We start from the raw sequence: 18899 nt of genomic DNA, 5'->3' as shown, positions 1-18899 counted from the left end.
CTGACCAAGTGGCGGACACACTCAGGATCGTCCACTGCTTTCGCTCACCGGTCGGAGGCATCTTCCGGCATGTGCGCGACCTGACCGAGGCTCAGGTCGCCGCCGGCCATGCCGTCGGCATCGTCTGCGATTCGACGACGGGCGGCGATTTCGAGGAACGGCTGTTCGAACAGATGAAGGGCAGCCTGGCGCTCGGCATTCACCGCACGCCGATGCAGCGGCATGTCGGGCCAGGCGATCTCGCCTCGGCCCGGCGCACCTATAGGATCATAAAAGAATTGCGGCCGGACGTGCTGCACGGGCATGGCGCCAAAGGTGGCGCCTATGCCCGTCTGTTCGGCTCATTGTTGCGGGTATCCAGGTCTCGCGTAGCCCGCCTTTATTCGCCGCATGGCGGCTCGCTTCACTATGACGAGACGACCGCCATGGGGAAGCTGTTCTTCGCGCTCGAGCGCTTCATGGCTCGCTTCACCGATTGCCTGCTGTTTGTTTCCGATTATGAGCGACGGACTTATCGCAGGAAGGTCGGCGAGCCGCCTATTCCGAACGCTCTCGTCCACAACGGCCTGCGCGCCGCAGAGTTCGAGCCGGTGCGGACCGAGCACAATGCGGTTGACCTCCTCTACATCGGCATGATGCGAGACCTCAAAGGCCCCGACATCTTCATCGATGCGCTGGGGCTTGCCGCAACACGGCTCGGCCACCCATTGAAGGCGCTGATGGTCGGCGACGGCGACGACCTGCCGCGCTATCGCGCCCAGGTGAGTCAGCGCGGCCTGGACGTCGGCTTCCTGGCGCCGATGCCGGCCAGGCTGGCCTTCACGCTGGCCAAGCTGGTCGTCGTTCCATCGCGCGCGGAAGCCATGCCCTATATCGTTCTGGAAGCGCTCGCCGCCGGCAAGCCGATCATCGCGACGTCGGTCGGCGGCATACCGGAAATCTTCGACACCAGCTCGCCTGCCCTGATCCGGCCCGACCCGCGCGAACTTGGCGACAAGATAAGCGCCGCATTGGCCGATCTCGACGCCTACAAGGGCCTGATGCCCGGCATCGCCGACCTCAAGGCACGATTCGGCGCCGATGTAATGGCCGCTGAAATCGAAAAGGCTTATTTCGCCGCGCAAAAAAAATAGGGCAACGGGTTCCACCGGGCTGCACCTGGTGAAAGCGTCTCCAAAGCCATCTGTTGTTTCAAGGGTTTCTTAGCTCTCTTTTGCTATTCACCTGAGGGAAACCTGCGGACGCCCCATGAACGAAATCGACCCCGCGCGCCGTTTTTCGCTAGACGCGGTGCGCAAATTCAACGCCCCTGCCGAGAACAACACGGCCGGCGGCATGAACGACGTCGCCCGCCAGGTCGCCTCGCAATACCGGCGCGATACGATGTCGCCGATCATGGTGAGCGGCGTCCTGCGCATGGCGGAATTCGCGCTGCTGTTGGTGTCAGGTCTTGCCGTCTATTTCTACTACGTCGGCTTTTTCAACTATCTTGCCTGGCAATACTCCCTGACGATCGCCGCCACCTCGTTCCTCGCCGTCGTTCTGCTCGACGTCACCGACTGCTACCAGATCGTCGCGCTAATGCGGCCGATCGCCAATTTTGGCCGGCTCCTGCTGGTCTGGGCCGGAACGTTCGCCTTGATGGCGCTCACCGCCTTCACCATGAAAATGTCGGAAGACTATTCGCGCCTGCTCTTCGGCACGTGGTTTGTTGTTGGCTTCGTGCTGATCCTGGGTCTCCGCCTGGTGATGTCGAAGCTGATCCGGCGCTGGGCGCGCGATGGGCGGATGGAGCGCCGCGCCGTCATCGTCGGTGGCGGCAAGGCGGCGGAGGTACTGATCCGCTCGGTCGAAAGGCAGCCCTACAACGACATCCGCATCTGCGGCATCTTCGACGACCGCGGCGACAAGCGGTCGCCGCCGGTTGTCGCCGGTTATCCCAAGCTCGGCACAATTTCCGAACTCATCGAATTTGCCCGCATCGCGCGCATCGACATGCTGATCGTATCACTGCCGCTGATCGCAGAATCGCGCGTGCTGCAGTTATTGAAGAAGCTATGGGTGCTGCCGGTCGACATCCGGCTGTCGGCGCATTCGAACGCGCTGCAGTTCAGGCCGCGCGCCTATTCCTACATCGGCTCGGTGCCGATGCTCGATATCTTCGACAAGCCGATCAACGACTGGGATTCGGTCGCCAAGCGCGCCTTCGACATCGTCTTTTCGATCATCGGCATCATCGTGTTCTCGCCGGTGATGCTGGCGACCGCGATCGCGATCAAACTCGACAGCAAGGGGCCGGTGCTTTTCCACCAGAAGCGGCACGGCTTCAACAACGAGATCATCGAGGTCTATAAGTTCCGGTCGATGTACACCGACAAGGCGGACCCGACGGCGAAGCAGACCGTGACAAAGAACGATCCGCGGGTCACCCGCGTCGGCCGCTTCATCCGCAAGACCTCGATCGACGAATTGCCACAGTTCTTCAATTCGCTGTTCGGGTCGCTGTCGCTGGTGGGTCCGCGCCCGCACGCCATTGCCGCGCAGTCGCACAACCTCCTCTACAATGAGGTGGTCGACGGCTATTTCGCCCGTCACAAGGTCAAGCCCGGTGTGACCGGCTGGGCGCAGATCAATGGCTGGCGCGGCGAGATGGACACCAACGAGAAGATTCGCATGCGGACGGAATACGACCTGTATTACATCGAGAACTGGTCGCTCCTGTTCGACCTCAAAATCCTGTTCCTGACGCCGATCCGCCTGCTCAACACGGAAAACGCATATTGAGCGCGACGGCCTATGAATTGCCGGCGGCGGCGGTCAACGCCAAGCTGATCGCACTGATTGCGTCAGGGGCGGTTTTCCTCGGCGTCTTCCTGTCCGGCTTCGTCATTGCCGAGCCGGCACCGTACGACGTCTATATGATCGGGCTGATCGTGGTGTGGCCCTTGTTCGGAATGCGCATACAGCGCGCGGGGGTACCGCTTCTGGTGCTGCTGTTGATCATGAACATCGGCGGCATGATCTCGATGACGCAGATGTCGGACCTCGCCGGCACGCCGCTCTATCTCGCCGTCTCGCTGTTCCTGGCCTTAACCGCGGTTTTCTTCGCTTCGGTAACGGCGGTCCGGCCCAGTCTCTATCGGGTGATCTTCGTCGCCTATGTGGTGTCGGCGGTGCTGACTTCGCTGGTCGGCATAGCCGGCTATTTCCATGCCTTTCCGGGAGCCGAGATCTTCACCAAATACGACCGCGCCGCCGGCGCGTTCCAGGACCCGAACGTGTTCGGGCCTTTCCTGGTGCTGCCGGGCGTCTACGTGCTCTATCTGCTGCTTACCGGCTCGGTCGCGCGCATGCCTGTATTGGCGGTGCCGCTGCTGATCATCACCGCCGGCATCTTCTTTTCCTTTTCGCGCGGCGCCTGGGGCATGTTCGCCGTTTCGGCGGTCCTGCTGACCGGTGCCTTGTTCCTGCAGAGCGCCAGCGGCAAGTTCCGGCTGCGCGTCGTCGTCATGACCATCGCCGCCGTCGGACTGCTGGTCATCGCAATGATCGTCATCCTGCAACTGCCGGGCGTCGCCGAGATGTTCTCGAACCGCGCACAGCTTGAACAAAGCTACGACACCGCCCGCCTCGGCCGCTTCGCCCGCTACACGATCGGCTTTCAGATGGCACTGGAGCATCCCTTCGGCATCGGCCCGCTCGTCTTCGGCAAGATGTTCGGCGAGGACACGCACGACATCTGGCTGAAGATGCTGATGGATTACGGCTGGCTCGGCTTCGTGTCGTTCCTGACGCTGACGTGCTGGACGATCGCCGCCGGCTTCCGCATTCTGCTGCGCGACCGGCCGTGGCAGCCTTATCTTCTATGCGCCTACGTCGCCTTCATCGGTAATATCGGGCTCGGCACCTTCATCGACATCGACCACTGGCGCCATGTCTACCTGCTGCTTGGCTTGATCTGGGGTGCCATCGCGCTCGAATACCGCCACCAGTGGCAGCTGCGGGCGGCGCAGCGACCGGCAATGCCCGTTGCTGTCGCTTCAGGCAGGACAGCAACCGAATTCGGTTGACCGGACCCAGTCTATCACGATACATCGCGACCGGTCCGGAGTGTAGCGCAGCCCGGTAGCGCACTTGACTGGGGGTCAAGGGGTCGTCGGTTCGAATCCGGCCACTCCGACCATTAAAATCCAAAGGCTTAGCCAGTTTTCCCCCAAACTGGGCTGTACAGACAATAGCCGCACTGCAGCCAGCGCAACGTACGCAGGCGCGTGATCTCATCGAAGAATCGATCACGATCACTCGTGCGCGAGGCACGGAGGCTGGCGGCTAGCCAGAAGCCCACCGAGAAACCGCGCGACAGTGGCTAGGCGACGTTTGCTGCGTACGCCAACCTTTATCGTGAGCCCGTATTCCAGCTTCAATAAGAAAAGGTCCCGCCGCACATGCCAGAACGGCGGGACTCGATCAGGCGCCTTGCATCAGGCAGGGGTGACTCGGGGGTTTGGGCATGCCCGGTGCGCGCGGATCGTAGTGAACCCTAGGCCCATCAGCTGCAATGCGTCCACCAACCGTCGGTTGGAAAGAACTAATTCAATCCCGATGGCTGGCCTGGCCTGGCCTGAACAGGCGCGCTCAAGGCTCAGTCTCTTCCCGGGGAAGAGCTTTTTGATCAGGACAATCAGGATAGGGCAATTCTTCACACGGAGAGGGCCTGTGGCCAACTCTGCCATAATGTTCCGCGAGTTTTGCGAAACCGTAGGCGAAGGCGAAGAGAAGCGCGAGGATAACCGCTATTCGGACGGCCATACCGTATTGTAGCAGGATCCTGGCATTGGAGCGCGCGGCGTTTTGGTACGTTTGAATGTTGAGTTCGAAAAAGGTTGGCTTTATTTGAATTGCCGTCGTCCGCAGTTGTAAGGGCGAGCGGACGCTACGAAGATGCCACGCGCTTTCGCCCTTAGGGGAGAGATGCAATGTCGCTTCAAGGGGTTGCCTGTCCTGCCGAGCTGACCATGTTGACCAAGGCACTTGATGCCCGATGCCGTGAACTAGGCCTCGCTGACGGCGATCCAGGCAGAGAAGTGCTCGGCCGCAGGGTGATGGATTTGTTCGAAAGTGGTCAGCTCAGCGCCGAAGACCTGAGACTGGCTCTGAGCGGCGAGATCTTTAACGCCAAAAATCCTCCGGCCGGAGCCAGTAGGCTTTGATACGGCAAGCGGCTATCCGCGCAGCCATTTGAATTACTGGGCCAGCGTGTGAATAAATGTGATTTGGCCGTCGGTGCCAGACGGGCTAACTTTGTCCATCGAACGAACGAGGAGAATGATCATGAAGACATTCCTCGCAATAGCCGCGGCACTGACCATGTCCATATCAGTTGCCTCTGCGGATTGCCCCGCGCATTCAAAGGTCCAGGCATCGGTCGACACGCAGACGACAGCGAGCGTCGAGAAGGCCGATATGTCGACTGCCACGGACGCTCAGACGATCAAGAAAGAAGAGCCACAGAAGACCGAGTAGCGGTAACGCTCAGCGGATCCCACGACCCGGATAAACGGCTACTGGCACACATCCACCCACTCGGCGTCGACGAGTTCGGCCAGGCGTTGCGGGCTGAGCCGTACGGCGGCATTCGTCGCGCCTGCCGCCAGGACGACCTCGTCAAAGGCGCGCAGCGAGATATCGCAGTAAACCGGGAGCGGCGCCGGTAGGCCGAACGGGCACACTCCGCCGACGGGATGACCGGTTGCGGCGAGCACCTGTTCGGCATCCAGCATTCGCGCCTTGCCGCCGAACCGGTCCTTGAATTTGCGATTGTCCAGCCTGGAGATCCCGCTGGCCACGATCAGCATCGTCTGGTCGCCGACGCGCAAGCAGATCGTCTTGGCGATCTGCGCCGGCGCTACGCCATGCGCTTCGGCGGCCAGAGGCACTGTCGCCGAGCTGGCTTCCGTGACGATAACGTCGATGTCGGGCGCGTGTGCGGCGAAAAAGGCGCGAACGGATTCGAGGCTCATCTCCGACAATTTCCGTCTGGCGTCGCCGTAGCGGCCGGCAAGTCCACTAAGTGGCCGAAAAAACGAAGCCCGCCAGGGCGACCCATGGCGAGCTCGTGGAATAAAAGCATGACACGTCGCTACGACACGGTTCGCCTTTTGGCAGGCAACACGGCTTCGTCAAACAGAGCGCTTTCCGGAAGTTGAAGCGCGGAGGCAATACGCCGACGCTTCGAAGGATCGGCATCCTTGCCGCTTTCGATGTCGGCAATCTCATAGGCTGCCAGCCCGCACGCCAGGGACAGCTCTTCGATGCTGTATCCACGGGCTTCCCGGGCGGTTCGGACGGCACCGCGTTCAGGCGTAACCGCGCTTGCCGCCAGTTCGGAGTAAGGTTCGCGTTTTGCTATTTGGGGCATTGGCAACTCCGTGGGATGAAAGAGTTAGATCAAATCATGTTGTTGCCTGAGACGATCGGGAGAATGCCCGCTCGCCGGTGATTTGCCAAGCATCAAAGATAGCGTCACGGTATCGTGAACCGACGCCGGAACGAAGCCGGATGCCGGCGAGCTGACATCTGGCCGGATCGTCGGCAGACACAGTTCGGAAACAAAATTCTACAGGCCGGAAAAACTGCCGAAAAACTCCAAGGCGATAGTCCCAACTGCAGCGCTCGAGTCACCGACCTGAATCAGTGACGCTCAAATTCCGCCTGCGCAAAAAGGAAACGATGTCATGAAGAAGCCTCTTCTCTCCGCCCTTGGACTTGCAATCGCACTTGCCCTCTCGATGCCGATCATCGGCGCAAGCAGCGCGAATGCAACGACGATGCACACCACCGTCAAGAAGCATCACCGCCATCACTACCATCACCGCGTCCACCACTACCGCCACCACCACAAGAAGGTTGTGGCGAAGAAGTACTGAAAACACCCTCGGGCGAACAACCGGCAAGCAGGCGTTCTGGTCCTTGATCAAGGGCGGCGCGCTTGCCGGGTTTGCCGTGTCGGCGAAAAATGGCGGCGGTCCGGCGACCACCACCATTTGCTTATCTCAACGTGCCGACCTTGAACGCGCCCGCGGTGCTTGTTGCTGCCGGCCGCCGAGGAACAGACTGGCGACGAGCCCGACCACAACCAGTCCGACAGCGGCCGCCGTCGCCGGGTGATCTCGGGCGGTCTTCTCGATCGCCCGGCCTTGCCTTCTGATTGCCGGCAAGGCGTCGCCGAGGCGCTCAGTGATATCCGAATAATAATCCGATGCGGTATCGCGCCCGTCTTCGTAAAAGGCGCCGCCCCGCTTTAACACGGCTTTCTTCAAGGTGGCCAGTTCCCTGGTCAGGGCCGCGACCTGCTTGTTCAGATCGGTGTCGGAGATGCTCGAAAGCGATGGCATGACGTGCTTCCTTCATATGTAGAAGGAAGCCTAACGCATGACCCTGAAGACCGTTCCGGTCAGCCCGGCGGGCTCTAGCGAACCTGATCGAGCAGGCGCTTGCATTCCAGGAGGTCGAACAGCGCCTCCTGCAGCAATGCGCGATTGTCACGGGAAAGCTTTGACGTGTCCGGCGGAACCGGACCTTCCTCGTCGGTCTTGCCGATGCCGAAAAAACGACGGCTGGGTTTCACCCTCGGCTGGCCGACCAGCATTTCGTCGTCCGGGGCGCGCGGCTGCGCCGCTTGCGTCAGCGGTACCGTGTCGGCCTGTCGGCGCTGCGAGATCGCCTCGACCGCCGCCATGTCGCCACTGCCGACGGCGATCAGAAACTGGTTGCCGTTCTCGCGCAACAGCTTCTGCACGCCCTTGATCGTATAGCCCTGATCGTAGAGCATATGGCGAATACCCTTGATCAATTCGACATCTTGCGGGCGGTAGTAGCGGCGGCCGCCGCCGCGCTTCATCGGCTTGATCTGGTTGAAACGCGTCTCCCAGAAGCGCAGCACGTGCTGCGGCAAATCCAGATCCTCCGCGACCTCGCTGATGGTGCGGAAAGCATCAGGGCTCTTGTCCATGGACGAATCCTCACGCTAGAGCATGATCGCGAAGGCGGGAACCGGGTTCGGGGGACATTGCGCTTAACAAAGAGAGCAGCTTTCCGTCCCGCCGGAGCGGATCACACCCAAATACCGATCCGGCCTACCGAATCGCATCTTATTTCAGCGGTTTATGAAACAATATTCAAGCCCAGCGCAAAAGCAGGGCTCGTTTTTCAACCGAAGCCTGGGGCATGATTCTCGGCAAAGTGGATCGGGCGTCTACTTGCTGCCCTTGGCTTTGCTGTTTTGATGGGAGCGCAAGATACGGTTCTTCAGCACGTTCGACGACTTGAAGGTCATCACCCGACGCGGCAGGATCGGCACTTCCTCACCGGTCTTGGGATTGCGCCCGATGCGCTCGTTTTTGGAGCGGACGTGGAAGGTCGCGAAGGACGACAGCTTCACCGTCTCGCCGCGAACGATCGCCTCGCAGATCTCATTCAGCACCGCCTCGACAAGCTCGGCCGATTCAGTACGCGACAGCCCAACCTTGCGGTAAACGGCTTCGGCGAGGTCGGCGCGCGTAAGTGTCTTTCCCCCCATACGAACCGTCCCATCAGCTCAAAAACATAAATCGATACAAGCAACGGCAGAACCTAAGTAATTGATCCGTCAAGGTCAAGGACCCGAACCCGATAGTTCGGCACTTACCAGCGGAGCAGGACGGCGCCCCAGGTGAAGCCGCCGCCCATCGCCTCAAGCAGCACCAGGTCACCCTTTTTGATGCGACCGTCGGCGACGGCCGCGGACAGTGCCAGCGGCACGGAAGCAGCGGAGGTATTACCGTGCAGATCGACGGTCACGACCACCTTCCGCTCCTCTATCCCGAGCTTTTTGGCCGAAGCGTCAATAATTCGTTTATTGGCTTGATGCGGCACGAACCAGTCGAGATCGGCGGCGCTGATGCCGGCCTGTGCGAACGTCGCCTCGATAACGTCGGTGATCATGCCGACCGCATGCTTGAACACTTCGCGGCCTTCCATCCTGAGGTGCCCGACCGTTCCGGTGGTCGACGGCCCACCGTCGACGAAAAGCTTGTCCTTGTGGATGCCGTCGGAGCGCAGGCTGGCCGCCAGAACGCCTCGGTCGGCGATGCCGCCTGCTCCCGTGCCTGCTTCCAGCACCATCGCGCCGGCGCCGTCGCCGAACAAAACGCAGGTCGAGCGGTCGTTCCAGTCGAGAATGCGCGAAAATGTTTCCGAGCCGATCACCAGCACCCGTCTGGCCAAGCCGCCGCGGATATAGAGGTCGGCGGTCGTCACTGCATAGACGAAGCCGGAGCAAACCGCCTGCAGGTCGAAGGCAAAACCGTGGTGCATGCCGAGCTTGTTCTGGATCTCGACCGCGGTCGCGGGAAAGGTGTTGTTGGGCGTCGAGGTCGCCAGCACGATCAGGTCGATGTCGTCCGCCATCAGGCCGGCGCTGTCGAGGGCTGCGCGCGCCGCAGCCTCGCCCAGCGAGGCCGTCGTCTCGTCGTCGGCCGCGATGTGGCGCTGGCGAATACCGGTGCGCTGGACGATCCACTCGTCCGACGTCTCGACCATGCCTTCGAAATCGGCATTCTTCATAATGCGGCGGGGCAGCGCGGCGCCCGTGCCGCGCACGACTGATCTGATCAATGCTCTTTCCTATTCCTTTGCGTCGATGACGACGTCGGATTTCCGGATTGTCTGGGCATTCGGATTGCGGGCATGGAACAGGTCGAGATCGGCTTCGATGCGGTCAAGCAGATTGTTGCGTACCATGTCGTAGCCAAGCTCGATCGCCGCCGCAAAGCCATCCGAATCAGCCCCGCCATGGCTTTTCACCACGATGCCGTTCAACCCGAGGAAGACGCCGCCATTGGAGCGGCCGACATCCATCTTCTCGCGCAGGCGATTGAAGGCGGTCTTCGCGAAGATATAGCCGATCCTGGCCATCAGCGTCCGGTTCATCGCCGCGCGCAGGTAGCCGGCGATCTGCCTGACCGTGCCTTCCGCCGTCTTCAGCGCGATGTTGCCGGCAAATCCTTCGGTAACGACGACGTCGACACTGCCCTTGCCGATGTCGTCACCCTCGACAAAGCCATGGTAGTTCATCGAGGCCATGTTGGCCTCGCGAAGCATGCGGCCCGCCTCCTTGACCTCCTCCTGACCCTTGATCTCCTCGACGCCGACATTGAGCAGGCCGACGCTAGGCCGTTCAATGCCGAAAACCGAGCGCGCCATGCCGGTGCCCAGAATGGCAAAATCAACCAGTTGATGCGCATCGGCGCCGATAGTGGCGCCGACGTCCAGCACCACGCTTTCGCCGCGCAATGTCGGCCAGAGCGCCGCGATTGCCGGGCGATCGATGGTCGCCATGGTGCGAAGGCAGAACCTGGACATTGCCATCAGCGCGCCGGTATTGCCGGCTGAGATGCAGGCGTCGGCAGTGCCTGCCTTGACCGCCTCGACAGCCTTCCACATCGATGATTTCCAGCGACCATGGCGCAGCGCCTGGCTCGGCTTGTCGTCCATCCGGACTGCGATCTCGCAGTGGATGAACTCGCTCACGTCCGCCAGCTTGGGGAATTTGGCGAGTTCGGGCCGTACCACTTCTTCGCGCCCATAAATGACGAAGCGTATATCCGGACGGCGGGTGGCGACAGTCATGAGCGCCGGGATGACCACGCTTGGCCCGTGATCGCCGCCCATGGCATCGATGGAAATCCTGATCACGCGGTGTTCATCTCACGGTTGCTTGGCCAGCGGGCTTGCCAAGGTACGGGGCTCGCGAAGGTTCGGCGAAAATAACGGTTTTGGGCTGCCGCACAACCAACTTTTCTCAAATTGGATCAGCTATCAGGATTTTCCCAATAGTGATCTGAGCTTTTGCTGGAATTCATTCTCCACAGGCTCGGCATCGCCGGCGGCCTCCAGCGACACACCGGGCTTGCGCGGATAGGGATCGATCGCCAAGCCAAAGAACTGTTCGGCAAGCGCCCCGACGTCGATGGCGTCGCCGGAAAAGGTCTCCGGGCTGTCCGGCCCTTCGGCGTCGAGCAGGATCTCACCGCCGCCGTCGAAACCTTGCCGCCCGAGCTTGGATTGCTCCGGCAGGAACAGCGCTTCGACCGGCTCGTCGATATGCGCCTTGACCGGGTCGAGGGTGACGATGCAGGCCTGCGTTACATCGGCCTCGACATGGCCGCTGACTTTCACCCCGTTGCGCTTCCAGGGCTCGACCAGGAGTTCGGCGCGATAGTTTTCGACCGAAAGCAGCTCGTGCTCGGCGGCCAGCAGGGCGCGCTGCCCGGCGTCGGCATCGATCACCACCGGCAGCCCCTTTTGCGGCAGCCGAGCGACATTTGCCCGGAATGACACTGGGCTGTGGATATCAGGACGTTTCATCTTCGCCTCCACTTCGCCATCTTCATTCGGCCTGCCGCCGCTCAAGCGTTGGCCACGGGAAATACCACCGTGCCGGAAACGATCGATTCGGTCGGCTGTTCCGTGAGTTGCCTGGATGCATCGGCGGCATAGAGTGCCAGTTGCGACGCTTGCGGCCAGGCGCCGGCATCGGGCCTGACGTTGCGGGCAAGGGCGGCGGCAAGCGCATCATGGTCATTTCGTTGCAGTGCATCGTCATAGGCGGCGGTGCGGCCGTAGAACATCTTCGCCAGTTTCCGCATGCGCTTCGGCACGCCGACGTCGCCAATGCCCAATTCCCGCAACGAATGTTCGACATCCATGAAGAACTCGTCGATCAGCACCTGCGCAACCTCTGCCGCCGCACCACCCTCGCCGCGCAACCGGTGCTGGAACAGGAACATGTGCAACGACAGCATCTCGAAGCGGCCGAGCGGCGTGTCCGGCACGTTCCAGGCGGAATAAAACACCGTTTGCCGCGCCGCCGCCACGATTTGTGCGTAAAGCGCCTCGGTGATGGCGCGGTTGGCATGTCGTTCGCGGCCAAAGAGGCGCTGGAACATTTGAGGGTGGTCTCCCGGGACCGTTTGTTGAAGTGGCCTTGTTGCATCGGCAAGCAAGCTGGTTTACCGGTTTTGCGGCCCAGCGCAAGTTGCGGCCAGCTTATGGAGTTGTAGTTGCGCGCGCTGAAATTCAAGTCGACTTTCCTGCCCAGGCCCGCCGGTGCGGTTTCGCTGCTGGTGATCGCTGCGGCGCTTTCCGCCTGCAATTCGACCAAGATGATCGGCGATCTCAATCCGAGCGAGACGCTGACGCAAGGCTACGTCATCGACCAGCAGGCGATCGACCTGGTGCCGGTCGGCTCAAGCCGCGAACAGGTGCTGCTGGCGCTCGGCACTCCCTCGACGAAAGCGACCTTCGACAACGAGGCCTTTTATTACATTTCGCAGACGCGCAAGCGCTACGTCGCCTTCGACAAGCCGCGGCTGGTCGACCAGCATGTACTGGCCGTCTATTTTGGCGATGATGGGCGCGTCACGCAGATAGCCAATTACGGGTTGAAGGACGGCAAAGTGTTCGACTTCATCTCGCGCACCACGCCGACCGGCGGCAAGGACCAGAACTTCCTCAGCCAGATCATAAATGGCGCCAGCAAGCTGGCGCCCGGTATTCCCGGCGGCGGCGGCGGCACGCTCGGCGGCACCTGATCCATTCGGGCGGAGGTCGGCTCCTTCTTTCCTTTTACTTCCCTCCCCGGAAGCGGCACATCTCAGGCAATGGAAAACCCGCGGGAGCGATCCCGCGGGTTTTTGTCTTAAGGTCGTAGCGACCGAGCTTAGCCGTGCGCGAGAACGGCCAGCAACAGCAGCGCGACGATGTTGGTGATCTTGATCGCCGGGTTGACCGCCGGGCCGGCAGTATCCTTGTAGGGGTCGCCGACCGTATCGCCGGTCACCGAAGCCTTGTGCGCTTCGGAGCCCTTCATATGCTTGACGCCGTCCTTGTCGACGAAACCATCTTCGAACGACTTCTTGGCGTTGTCCCAGGCACCGCCGCCGGAGGTCATCGAGATGGCGACGAAAAGGCCGTTGACGATGACGCCGAGCAGCGAGGCGCCGAGGGCGGCAAAGGCGGATGCCTTCGAACCGGAGATCAGGAGGACGCCGAAATAGACGACCAGCGGCGCCAGCACCGGCAACAATGACGGAACGATCATCTCCCGGATCGCTGCCTTGGTCAGAAGGTCGACGGCGCGCGCATAGTTCGGCTTCGAGGTGCCGGCCATGATGCCCGGATCCTCGCGGAACTGCTTGCGCACCTCCTGGACGATAGCACCCGCGGCGCGGCCGACGGCGGTCATGGCGATGCCGCCGAACAGATACGGGATCAGGCCGCCGAAGATCAGGCCGGCGACGACGTAAGGATTGGAGAGGTCGAAGGAGACGTCGCCCATGCCCTGGAAGTACGGGTATTTGTCGCCATTGGCGGCAAAGAACTTCAGGTCGTTAGAATAGGCCGCGAACAGCACCAGCGCGCCGAGGCCGGCCGAGCCGATGGCGTAGCCCTTGGTTACCGCCTTGGTGGTGTTGCCGACAGCGTCAAGCGCGTCGGTTGACTGGCGCACTTCCTTGGGCAGGCCGGCCATTTCGGCAATGCCACCGGCATTGTCCGTAACCGGGCCGAAGGCATCGAGCGCGACGATCATGCCGGCGAGGCCGAGCATCGTCGTCACCGCGATCGCCGTGCCGTAGAGGCCGGCAAGCTGGTATGTCGAGATGATGCCGCCGACGATGACGATCGCCGGCAACGCCGTCGCTTCCAGCGAGACCGCGAGGCCCTGGATGACGTTGGTGCCGTGACCGGTGACCGAGGCCTGGGCGATGGAGTTCACCGGACGCTTGTTGGTGCCGGTATAATATTCGGTGATCACCACGATGAGGCCGGTCACCGCAAGGCCGACAAGACCGCAGATGAACAGGTTCGTGCCGGTAATAGCCATGCCGGCGACGGTGCCGATCTCCCCCCAGCCGATACATGCCGAAGTGGCTACGGCAAGGCCGACAATCGACAGCAGCCCGGTGACGATCAGGCCCTTGTAGAGCGCGCCCATGATCGAGCCGCTGGAACCAAGCTTGACGAAGAAGGTGCCGACGATTGAGGTGAGGATGCAGGCGCCGCAGATGGCCAGCGGATAGAGCATGGCCGCGCCGAGAACGGCGGTGCCACCGAAGAAGATGGCGGCCAGGACCATCGTGGCGACCACAGTCACTGCATAGGTCTCGAACAGGTCGGCCGCCATGCCGGCGCAATCGCCGACATTGTCGCCGACATTGTCGGCAATGGTGGCCGGATTGCGTGGATCGTCTTCGGGAATGCCGGCTTCAACCTTGCCGACGAGATCCCCGCCAACGTCGGCTCCCTTGGTGAAGATGCCGCCGCCGAGACGGGCGAAGATCGAGATCAGCGAGGCGCCGAAGCCGAGCGAAACAAGCGAGTCGATGACGACGCGATCGTTTGGCTGCAGACCCATGAACTGGGTCAGGATCAGGTAGTAGATGGAGACGCCGAGAAGGGCCAGGCCAGCAACCAGCATGCCAGTGATGGCGCCCGACTTGAAGGCGATCTCGAGGCCGGCAGCGAGGCTGTTGGAAGCCGCCTGCGCGGTGCGCACATTGGCCCGCACCGAGACGTGCATGCCGATGAAGCCAGCGGCACCCGACAGAACGGCGCCGATCAGGAAGCCGATGGCGGCGGTAATCGAAAGCATCCACCAGGCGAGAAGCAGGACCACGACACCGACGATGGCGATGGTGGTGTACTGGCGCGCCAGATAAGCCTGCGCGCCTTCGCGGATGGCCGCGGAAATTTCCTGCATGCGTGCATTGCCCTGATCGGCCGCGAGAACCGAACGTGTCGCCCAGATGGCGTAAAGGACTGAAAGCAGACCGCAGGCGATGACAGCTGAAATTATGGTCATTGCCGAATTTTCCTCGATTGGTGGCCCAAAAGAACCCCTCCCCGGGCCGTTGAGACAGGGGACGAATTTCCGCAACCGGAATCCGTCCCTTCGCAGCGGCTTATGCGAAACAGGGCTCTGAACGTCAAGATATTGTTCGGTTCTTGTCCGGCTTTCGCCCAAAAGATCCCGGGTTTCGTCCAAAAGGCTGGACGGCAGTACGCCTGTCGACACCGCCATCCGGTTAGATCGACTGAAATCGGCGAACGGCCGTCAAGCTTTGCGCGGGTCGCCGTCCGGCTGGACGACGAAGACCAGCACCACCAGCATGGTCATGTAGAATTTGAACGCCGCCTCCTGACCATTCCATGTCGAAGACTGCCACATGGCAAACCACTCGCCGCCAACGACCATGAAGCCGAAATACCAAACGAGGAAGCCCATTGTGGCGGCAATGATGGCGAACTTCTTGGCATCGTTGAAAGCCTGTCCGCTGGCGTTGCGCGCCTGCCAGAGTTGCCAGGCGGCGATCAGGTAGAGCAGGCAGGTCAGCGCCTCGCCAAGGATGATCAGCCAGTAGCCTGCCGTCCACAAGGCCGGGTTGGTGATCGAGCGGTACATCAGTGCGTTGCCGGGAAAGGTCGTGTCCATGCTCAGCACATGCTGGACAAAGGCGAAGTTTGAGCCGTAATCGGTGATGTTGCCAAAGGCGACGAGGAAGGCGAAAGCCGCCAGACACAAACACATGACGATCTTGGAGAAACGCGCGGTCATGGCAAGAACTCCTGCTGAAAGATCGGGGCATCGCACTCATCAATCGCCGAGTCCCGAAGATCGCGCAACGGGTGGCCCAGTGATCATCGTGCTCACAGCCATTGCGAGACATTATGCCGGCAAGCAAGACATTGCCGAGACTGTCGAAGCCCTCGATCTCGATAGCGATTGCGCTGTGGGAGACTTGGTCTCTGTGGTTGGAGCCGGGACACAGCACGATTTCGCCGTCATCCGCCGCCGCTGGATCGCCAGCGGGACGGGTATGGCGCTCGAACTGACGCTTGATCATCCGGCGCGTTCGATCGGCCGCTGAAAGGAACGAAGCTCGCTCGGAGAGGCTTACTCCGCCTCGCGTCCCATGCGCCGCGCTGTGCGGCGCTCGATCGCCGACAGCCCGTCATAGATCAGTACGGCAAGGGCGGCGACGATCAGGCCGCCCTGCAGGATGAAGGCGAGGTTGTTCGACAGTAGGCCGGCGATGATCACCTCGCCCAATGTCCTCGCCGCAACTGTCGAGCCGATGGTCGCGGTGGCAAGGCTGATCACCACCGACAGCCGGATACCGCCGAGAATGATCGGCGCGCTGAGCGGCAGCTCGACTTTGACCAGCCTTTGCCAGCCAGTCATGCCGGCGCCACGCGCCGCCTCGACGACGTTGGCCGGCAGCGTCGTCAGGCCGGTCAGCGCGTTCTCGAAGATCGGCAGCAGGCCATAGAGAAACAGCGCAATCAGCGTCGGCTTTTCGCCGAAGCCGACCGCCGGCACGGCAAGCGCCAGCACCGCCACCGGTGGAAAGGTCTGGCCTATATTGACCAGGCTGCGCGACAGCGGCAGGAATTCGGCGCCGGCTGGCCTGGTGACCAAAATGGCGAGCGCGACCGCAACGATCGTCGCGGCAACCGTCGCGATCAGCACGGTCCGCAGATGCAGCAGCGTCAGCGTCAACAGGCTGCCCTGATTGTAGATTACCGGCGCGTTGTTCTCTGTCAGCGGCTTCAGCAGCGGTTCGAACCAGCCGGGATTGGTGACGAAGGCGATAAGCACCACCACCAGGGCAAGCCTGAGCAGTGATGGAAGCCAAGCCTTTAAGCCAGCCTCTCTCATGCCGGTCTCGCCGCGCGCTTAACTAGTCCGTCCACCGTGACGCGGCCAAGCGGCTTGCCGTCGGTATCTGTCACCGGCAGCGCAGGGCGGCCCGACCACAGGAGTTCGGCGAGCGCGTCGCGCTGGCTGGCGTCACCGGGGATCGCCTCGCCTTCGGCGGTGCCGTTTTCCACCGCGTCGCGGACCCGGCCAAGCGACAACAGCCGGAACGGTTTTTCACTGGCGCCTACCAGGGTTTCGACAAACGCGCTGGCCGGTTTCGCCAGTATCTCGGCCGGCTCGGCATATTGCACCACTTTGCCGCCGTCCATCACGGCGATCTTGTCACCCATGTGAACGGCCTCTTCCATGTCATGGGTGACTAGGATGATGGTGGTGCCGAAGCGCTTCTGGATCGCCAGCAGATCCTCCTGCGCCTTGTTGCGGATAATCGGATCGAGCGCCCCGAACGGCTCATCCATCAACAGCACGTTGGGTTCCGCGGCAAGCGCCCGAGCGACGCCGACGCGCTGCTGCTGCCCGCCGGAAAGCTCGTGCGGATATCGTGGCCCGTAGTCTTGCGGGTCGAGCTGGTATAGCGTCATCAGCTCGTCGACGCGGGCCTTGATGCGGTTGGCGTCCCAGCCGAGCAATACCGGCACAGTGGCGATGTTCTGCGCCACCGTGCGATGCGGAAACAGGCCGTGGCCCTGGATGGCATAGCCTATGCTGCGGCGCAGCTCATAATCCGGCACCGAGCGGTTGTCGACGCCGTCGAGCTTGATCACGCCCGATGTCGGCTCGACCAGCCGGTTGATCATGCGAAGCAGCGTCGTCTTGCCGGAGCCGGAGGTGCCGACGATGACGGCGATGCTGCGCGGCTCGATTACCATCGACACGTCGTTGACGACTGTCGTCTCGCCGTAGCGCTTGGTGATCCCTTCGATCTCGATCATGCCGTTTCAACCCTGCGCTTGCTGGCGCTCATTTCGATCACTGCATCGAGGATGATGGCGGCGGCGAAGGCCAGCGCCACCGTCGGCACGGCGCCGAGCAGCACCAGGTCCATCGCCGTCTGACCGACGCCCTGGAACACGAACACGCCAAAGCCGCCGCCGCCGATCAACGCGGCAATCGTGGCGAGGCCGATATTCTGCACCAGCACGATGCGGATGCCGGTGAGGATCACCGGGAAGGCGAGCGGAAACTCGACGCCGAACAGCCGCTGGCGGTCGGTCATGCCCATGCCGCGCGCTGCGTCGTTGGCGGCACGCGGCACACCGGCAAGGCCGACCACGGTATTAGCCACCACCGGCAGCAGCGAATAGAGGAACAAGGCGACGAAAGCCGGCGCTGTGCCGATACCGCGAATGCCGAGCGCGGCAGCACCCGGCACCTGCGAAGCGACCCAGCCCAGCGGCGCGATCAAGAGGCCGAACAGCGCGATCGAAGGAATGGTCTGGATGATGTTCAGCACGTTGAGCACGCCGGCCCGCAATTTCTCGACGCGATGGCAGAGGATGCCGAGCGGCAGGCCGATAATCACCGCAGCCGCCAGCGAACCCAGCGCCAACGTAACGTGCTTGGAGCCTTCCGCCCAAAAACTATCGGAGCGATTGAAATATTCCTTGAGAATCGACAGGCTGTTCCAGCTTCCCGAGACGAGCAGCAGGCCGATTGCCGCTGCGGCGACAACAAGCACGCCGACCCGTGCCTGCGGCGACAGATTCAGCCTTGTAAGCACGTCGGCGAGCAGAAGGGTGAAGGCGAAGATAAGCAGCCAGAATCCCGAAGCCGGCGAGATACGCGCGAAGGTGTTGCCGGCGGGCGTCAGGAAGCTGCCGGCAACGCCGATCAGCAGCGCCAGCGCCGCAAGTGCAACCACACTGGCGGCGAGGCGCAGAGCAAGCGGCGTTTTCAGCAGCGCAATGAGCGCCGCTGCGACAACAATCGCCATCAATAGCGGACCGACCGCCGCGGGCAAAGATTCGAGGATCGAGCGCGCCTCGCCGGGTACGATGCGATTGGCACGGAAGGTGGCGAATGGCGCCGCGAAAGCCGCATAGGCCGATATCGCCGCGATGACCACGCCAAGCTTGTCGAACCGGATGCGCACGCCCTCCCCCATCGGCCGATCCGGCGCACCTTGAAGCGGAGCGCC

Annotated in this window: 22 protein-coding genes and 1 tRNA gene; 9 read left to right on the top strand and 14 right to left on the bottom strand. The window is 62.0% G+C overall.

The window, feature by feature from the left end; translation table 11 throughout:
- Positions 1–8 precede the first annotated feature (8 nt).
- The 6 genes from NKI63_RS06815 (at position 9) to NKI63_RS06790 (ending at position 5523) form a co-directional block, all read left to right on the top strand.
- On the top strand, positions 9–1133 hold the full coding sequence (locus tag NKI63_RS06815) for a glycosyltransferase family 4 protein (RefSeq protein WP_352650001.1): 1125 nt from the start codon (positions 9–11) through the stop codon (positions 1131–1133).
- Between the two features lie 115 nt (positions 1134–1248).
- Entirely contained in the window at positions 1249–2784 is a 1536-nt protein-coding gene (locus NKI63_RS06810) for an undecaprenyl-phosphate glucose phosphotransferase (protein ID WP_352703122.1), read from the top strand.
- Positions 2781–4070 (top strand): O-antigen ligase family protein, encoded by a 1290-nt coding sequence (locus tag NKI63_RS06805; RefSeq protein WP_352703124.1) that lies wholly within the window; start codon positions 2781–2783, stop codon positions 4068–4070. The genes NKI63_RS06810 and NKI63_RS06805 overlap by 4 nt, the downstream gene beginning before the upstream one ends.
- Positions 4071–4106: 36 nt before the next feature.
- Positions 4107–4183 (top strand) — tRNA-Pro (locus NKI63_RS06800).
- A 793-nt stretch (positions 4184–4976) separates the two neighbouring features.
- Positions 4977–5210: a hypothetical protein gene (locus NKI63_RS06795; protein WP_352820803.1), complete on the top strand. Its 234-nt coding sequence runs from the start codon at positions 4977–4979 to the stop codon at positions 5208–5210.
- Positions 5211–5331: 121 nt separating this feature from the next.
- Positions 5332–5523, top strand: coding sequence for a hypothetical protein (locus tag NKI63_RS06790; protein ID WP_352506491.1), 192 nt, complete (start codon positions 5332–5334; stop codon positions 5521–5523).
- Positions 5524–5561: 38 nt separating this feature from the next.
- On the opposite strand, the gene NKI63_RS06785 is transcribed toward NKI63_RS06790, so the two are convergent.
- Both NKI63_RS06785 and NKI63_RS06780 read right to left on the bottom strand, forming a co-directional pair.
- Positions 5562–6020 carry a YbaK/EbsC family protein gene (locus NKI63_RS06785; RefSeq protein WP_352820802.1) on the bottom strand — a complete coding sequence of 153 codons (459 nt, stop codon included), beginning with the start codon at positions 6018–6020 and terminating at the stop codon, positions 5562–5564.
- Between the two features lie 119 nt (positions 6021–6139).
- Positions 6140–6418 (bottom strand): helix-turn-helix domain-containing protein, encoded by a 279-nt coding sequence (locus NKI63_RS06780; protein WP_352820800.1) that lies wholly within the window; start codon positions 6416–6418, stop codon positions 6140–6142.
- A gap of 316 nt (positions 6419–6734) precedes the next feature.
- Between NKI63_RS06780 and NKI63_RS06775 the strand changes: the two genes are divergently transcribed.
- Positions 6735–6926, top strand: coding sequence for a hypothetical protein (locus NKI63_RS06775; protein ID WP_023674514.1), 192 nt, complete (start codon positions 6735–6737; stop codon positions 6924–6926).
- A gap of 126 nt (positions 6927–7052) precedes the next feature.
- Here the strand turns inward: NKI63_RS06775 and NKI63_RS06770 are convergent, their stop codons facing one another.
- The 7 genes from NKI63_RS06770 to NKI63_RS06740 all read right to left on the bottom strand — a co-directional run bounded on the left by NKI63_RS06770 (position 7053) and on the right by NKI63_RS06740 (position 11987).
- Complete coding sequence (locus tag NKI63_RS06770) at positions 7053–7394, bottom strand: hypothetical protein (protein ID WP_254817569.1); 342 nt, start codon at positions 7392–7394, stop codon at positions 7053–7055.
- A gap of 74 nt (positions 7395–7468) precedes the next feature.
- Positions 7469–8011 (bottom strand): MerR family transcriptional regulator, encoded by a 543-nt coding sequence (locus NKI63_RS06765; protein ID WP_352820798.1) that lies wholly within the window; start codon positions 8009–8011, stop codon positions 7469–7471.
- Positions 8012–8254: 243 nt separating this feature from the next.
- Positions 8255–8578, bottom strand: a complete 324-nt coding sequence (locus NKI63_RS06760) for an integration host factor subunit alpha (RefSeq protein ID WP_023717292.1) — start codon at positions 8576–8578, stop codon at positions 8255–8257.
- A gap of 104 nt (positions 8579–8682) precedes the next feature.
- The gene (locus NKI63_RS06755; RefSeq protein ID WP_254817567.1) at positions 8683–9654 is read right to left on the bottom strand and encodes a beta-ketoacyl-ACP synthase III; all 972 of its coding nucleotides are present in this window, start codon (positions 9652–9654) and stop codon (positions 8683–8685) included.
- A gap of 9 nt (positions 9655–9663) precedes the next feature.
- Positions 9664–10734, bottom strand: a complete 1071-nt coding sequence (gene plsX / locus NKI63_RS06750; protein WP_352477175.1) for a phosphate acyltransferase PlsX — start codon at positions 10732–10734, stop codon at positions 9664–9666.
- Between the two features lie 123 nt (positions 10735–10857).
- Entirely contained in the window at positions 10858–11406 is a 549-nt protein-coding gene (locus tag NKI63_RS06745) for a YceD family protein (RefSeq protein ID WP_352477174.1), read from the bottom strand.
- A 41-nt stretch (positions 11407–11447) separates the two neighbouring features.
- Positions 11448–11987 carry a ubiquinol-cytochrome C chaperone family protein gene (locus NKI63_RS06740; RefSeq protein ID WP_254817564.1) on the bottom strand — a complete coding sequence of 180 codons (540 nt, stop codon included), beginning with the start codon at positions 11985–11987 and terminating at the stop codon, positions 11448–11450.
- A gap of 114 nt (positions 11988–12101) precedes the next feature.
- On the opposite strand from NKI63_RS06740, the gene NKI63_RS06735 reads away from it, so the two are divergent.
- Positions 12102–12632: an outer membrane protein assembly factor BamE gene (locus NKI63_RS06735; protein WP_352820796.1), complete on the top strand. Its 531-nt coding sequence runs from the start codon at positions 12102–12104 to the stop codon at positions 12630–12632.
- 128 nt (positions 12633–12760) lie between these two features.
- Here NKI63_RS06735 and NKI63_RS06730 read toward each other — a convergent pair whose 3' ends face one another.
- A complete protein-coding gene (locus NKI63_RS06730; RefSeq protein ID WP_352820794.1) occupies positions 12761–14902 on the bottom strand; it encodes a sodium-translocating pyrophosphatase in 2142 nt (713 codons plus the stop codon).
- A 252-nt stretch (positions 14903–15154) separates the two neighbouring features.
- Positions 15155–15655 (bottom strand): DUF2165 family protein, encoded by a 501-nt coding sequence (locus NKI63_RS06725; RefSeq protein ID WP_352477170.1) that lies wholly within the window; start codon positions 15653–15655, stop codon positions 15155–15157.
- Positions 15656–15734: 79 nt separating this feature from the next.
- Between NKI63_RS06725 and NKI63_RS06720 the strand changes: the two genes are divergently transcribed.
- Positions 15735–15968 (top strand): hypothetical protein, encoded by a 234-nt coding sequence (locus NKI63_RS06720; protein WP_254817560.1) that lies wholly within the window; start codon positions 15735–15737, stop codon positions 15966–15968.
- 26 nt (positions 15969–15994) lie between these two features.
- Here NKI63_RS06720 and NKI63_RS06715 read toward each other — a convergent pair whose 3' ends face one another.
- Genes NKI63_RS06715 through NKI63_RS06705 form a run of 3 tightly spaced genes read right to left on the bottom strand, consistent with a single transcriptional unit; the run spans position 15995 to position 18866 of the window.
- Positions 15995–16759 (bottom strand): ABC transporter permease, encoded by a 765-nt coding sequence (locus NKI63_RS06715; protein ID WP_352820792.1) that lies wholly within the window; start codon positions 16757–16759, stop codon positions 15995–15997.
- Positions 16756–17694 (bottom strand): ABC transporter ATP-binding protein, encoded by a 939-nt coding sequence (locus NKI63_RS06710; protein ID WP_352703141.1) that lies wholly within the window; start codon positions 17692–17694, stop codon positions 16756–16758. The genes NKI63_RS06715 and NKI63_RS06710 overlap by 4 nt, the downstream gene beginning before the upstream one ends.
- Complete coding sequence (locus NKI63_RS06705; RefSeq protein WP_352820790.1) at positions 17691–18866, bottom strand: ABC transporter permease; 1176 nt, start codon at positions 18864–18866, stop codon at positions 17691–17693. The genes NKI63_RS06710 and NKI63_RS06705 overlap by 4 nt, the downstream gene beginning before the upstream one ends.
- Between the last annotated feature and the right edge of the window lie 33 nt (positions 18867–18899).

The sequence above is a fragment of the Mesorhizobium sp. M0410 genome (assembly GCF_040321435.1).
In the GTDB taxonomy this organism is placed as follows: Bacteria; Pseudomonadota; Alphaproteobacteria; order Rhizobiales; family Rhizobiaceae; genus Mesorhizobium.
This window is presented reverse-complemented; position numbering and strand designations above follow the sequence as displayed.

Coding starts and splice junctions, on each gene's coding strand:
- NKI63_RS06760 (WP_023717292.1), bottom strand. CDS start 8,578: ATGGGGGGAAAGACACTTACGCGCGCCGACCTCGCCGAAGCCGTTTAC.
- NKI63_RS06715 (WP_352820792.1), bottom strand. CDS start 16,759: ATGAGAGAGGCTGGCTTAAAGGCTTGGCTTCCATCACTGCTCAGGCTT.
- NKI63_RS06780 (WP_352820800.1), bottom strand. CDS start 6,418: ATGCCCCAAATAGCAAAACGCGAACCTTACTCCGAACTGGCGGCAAGC.
- NKI63_RS06765 (WP_352820798.1), bottom strand. CDS start 8,011: ATGGACAAGAGCCCTGATGCTTTCCGCACCATCAGCGAGGTCGCGGAG.
- NKI63_RS06775 (WP_023674514.1), top strand. CDS start 6,735: ATGAAGAAGCCTCTTCTCTCCGCCCTTGGACTTGCAATCGCACTTGCC.
- NKI63_RS06770 (WP_254817569.1), bottom strand. CDS start 7,394: ATGCCATCGCTTTCGAGCATCTCCGACACCGATCTGAACAAGCAGGTC.
- NKI63_RS06785 (WP_352820802.1), bottom strand. CDS start 6,020: ATGAGCCTCGAATCCGTTCGCGCCTTTTTCGCCGCACACGCGCCCGAC.
- NKI63_RS06810 (WP_352703122.1), top strand. CDS start 1,249: ATGAACGAAATCGACCCCGCGCGCCGTTTTTCGCTAGACGCGGTGCGC.
- NKI63_RS06745 (WP_352477174.1), bottom strand. CDS start 11,406: ATGAAACGTCCTGATATCCACAGCCCAGTGTCATTCCGGGCAAATGTC.
- NKI63_RS06725 (WP_352477170.1), bottom strand. CDS start 15,655: ATGACCGCGCGTTTCTCCAAGATCGTCATGTGTTTGTGTCTGGCGGCT.
- NKI63_RS06710 (WP_352703141.1), bottom strand. CDS start 17,694: ATGATCGAGATCGAAGGGATCACCAAGCGCTACGGCGAGACGACAGTC.
- NKI63_RS06790 (WP_352506491.1), top strand. CDS start 5,332: ATGAAGACATTCCTCGCAATAGCCGCGGCACTGACCATGTCCATATCA.
- NKI63_RS06740 (WP_254817564.1), bottom strand. CDS start 11,987: ATGTTCCAGCGCCTCTTTGGCCGCGAACGACATGCCAACCGCGCCATC.
- NKI63_RS06730 (WP_352820794.1), bottom strand. CDS start 14,902: ATGACCATAATTTCAGCTGTCATCGCCTGCGGTCTGCTTTCAGTCCTT.
- NKI63_RS06705 (WP_352820790.1), bottom strand. CDS start 18,866: ATGGGGGAGGGCGTGCGCATCCGGTTCGACAAGCTTGGCGTGGTCATC.
- NKI63_RS06795 (WP_352820803.1), top strand. CDS start 4,977: ATGTCGCTTCAAGGGGTTGCCTGTCCTGCCGAGCTGACCATGTTGACC.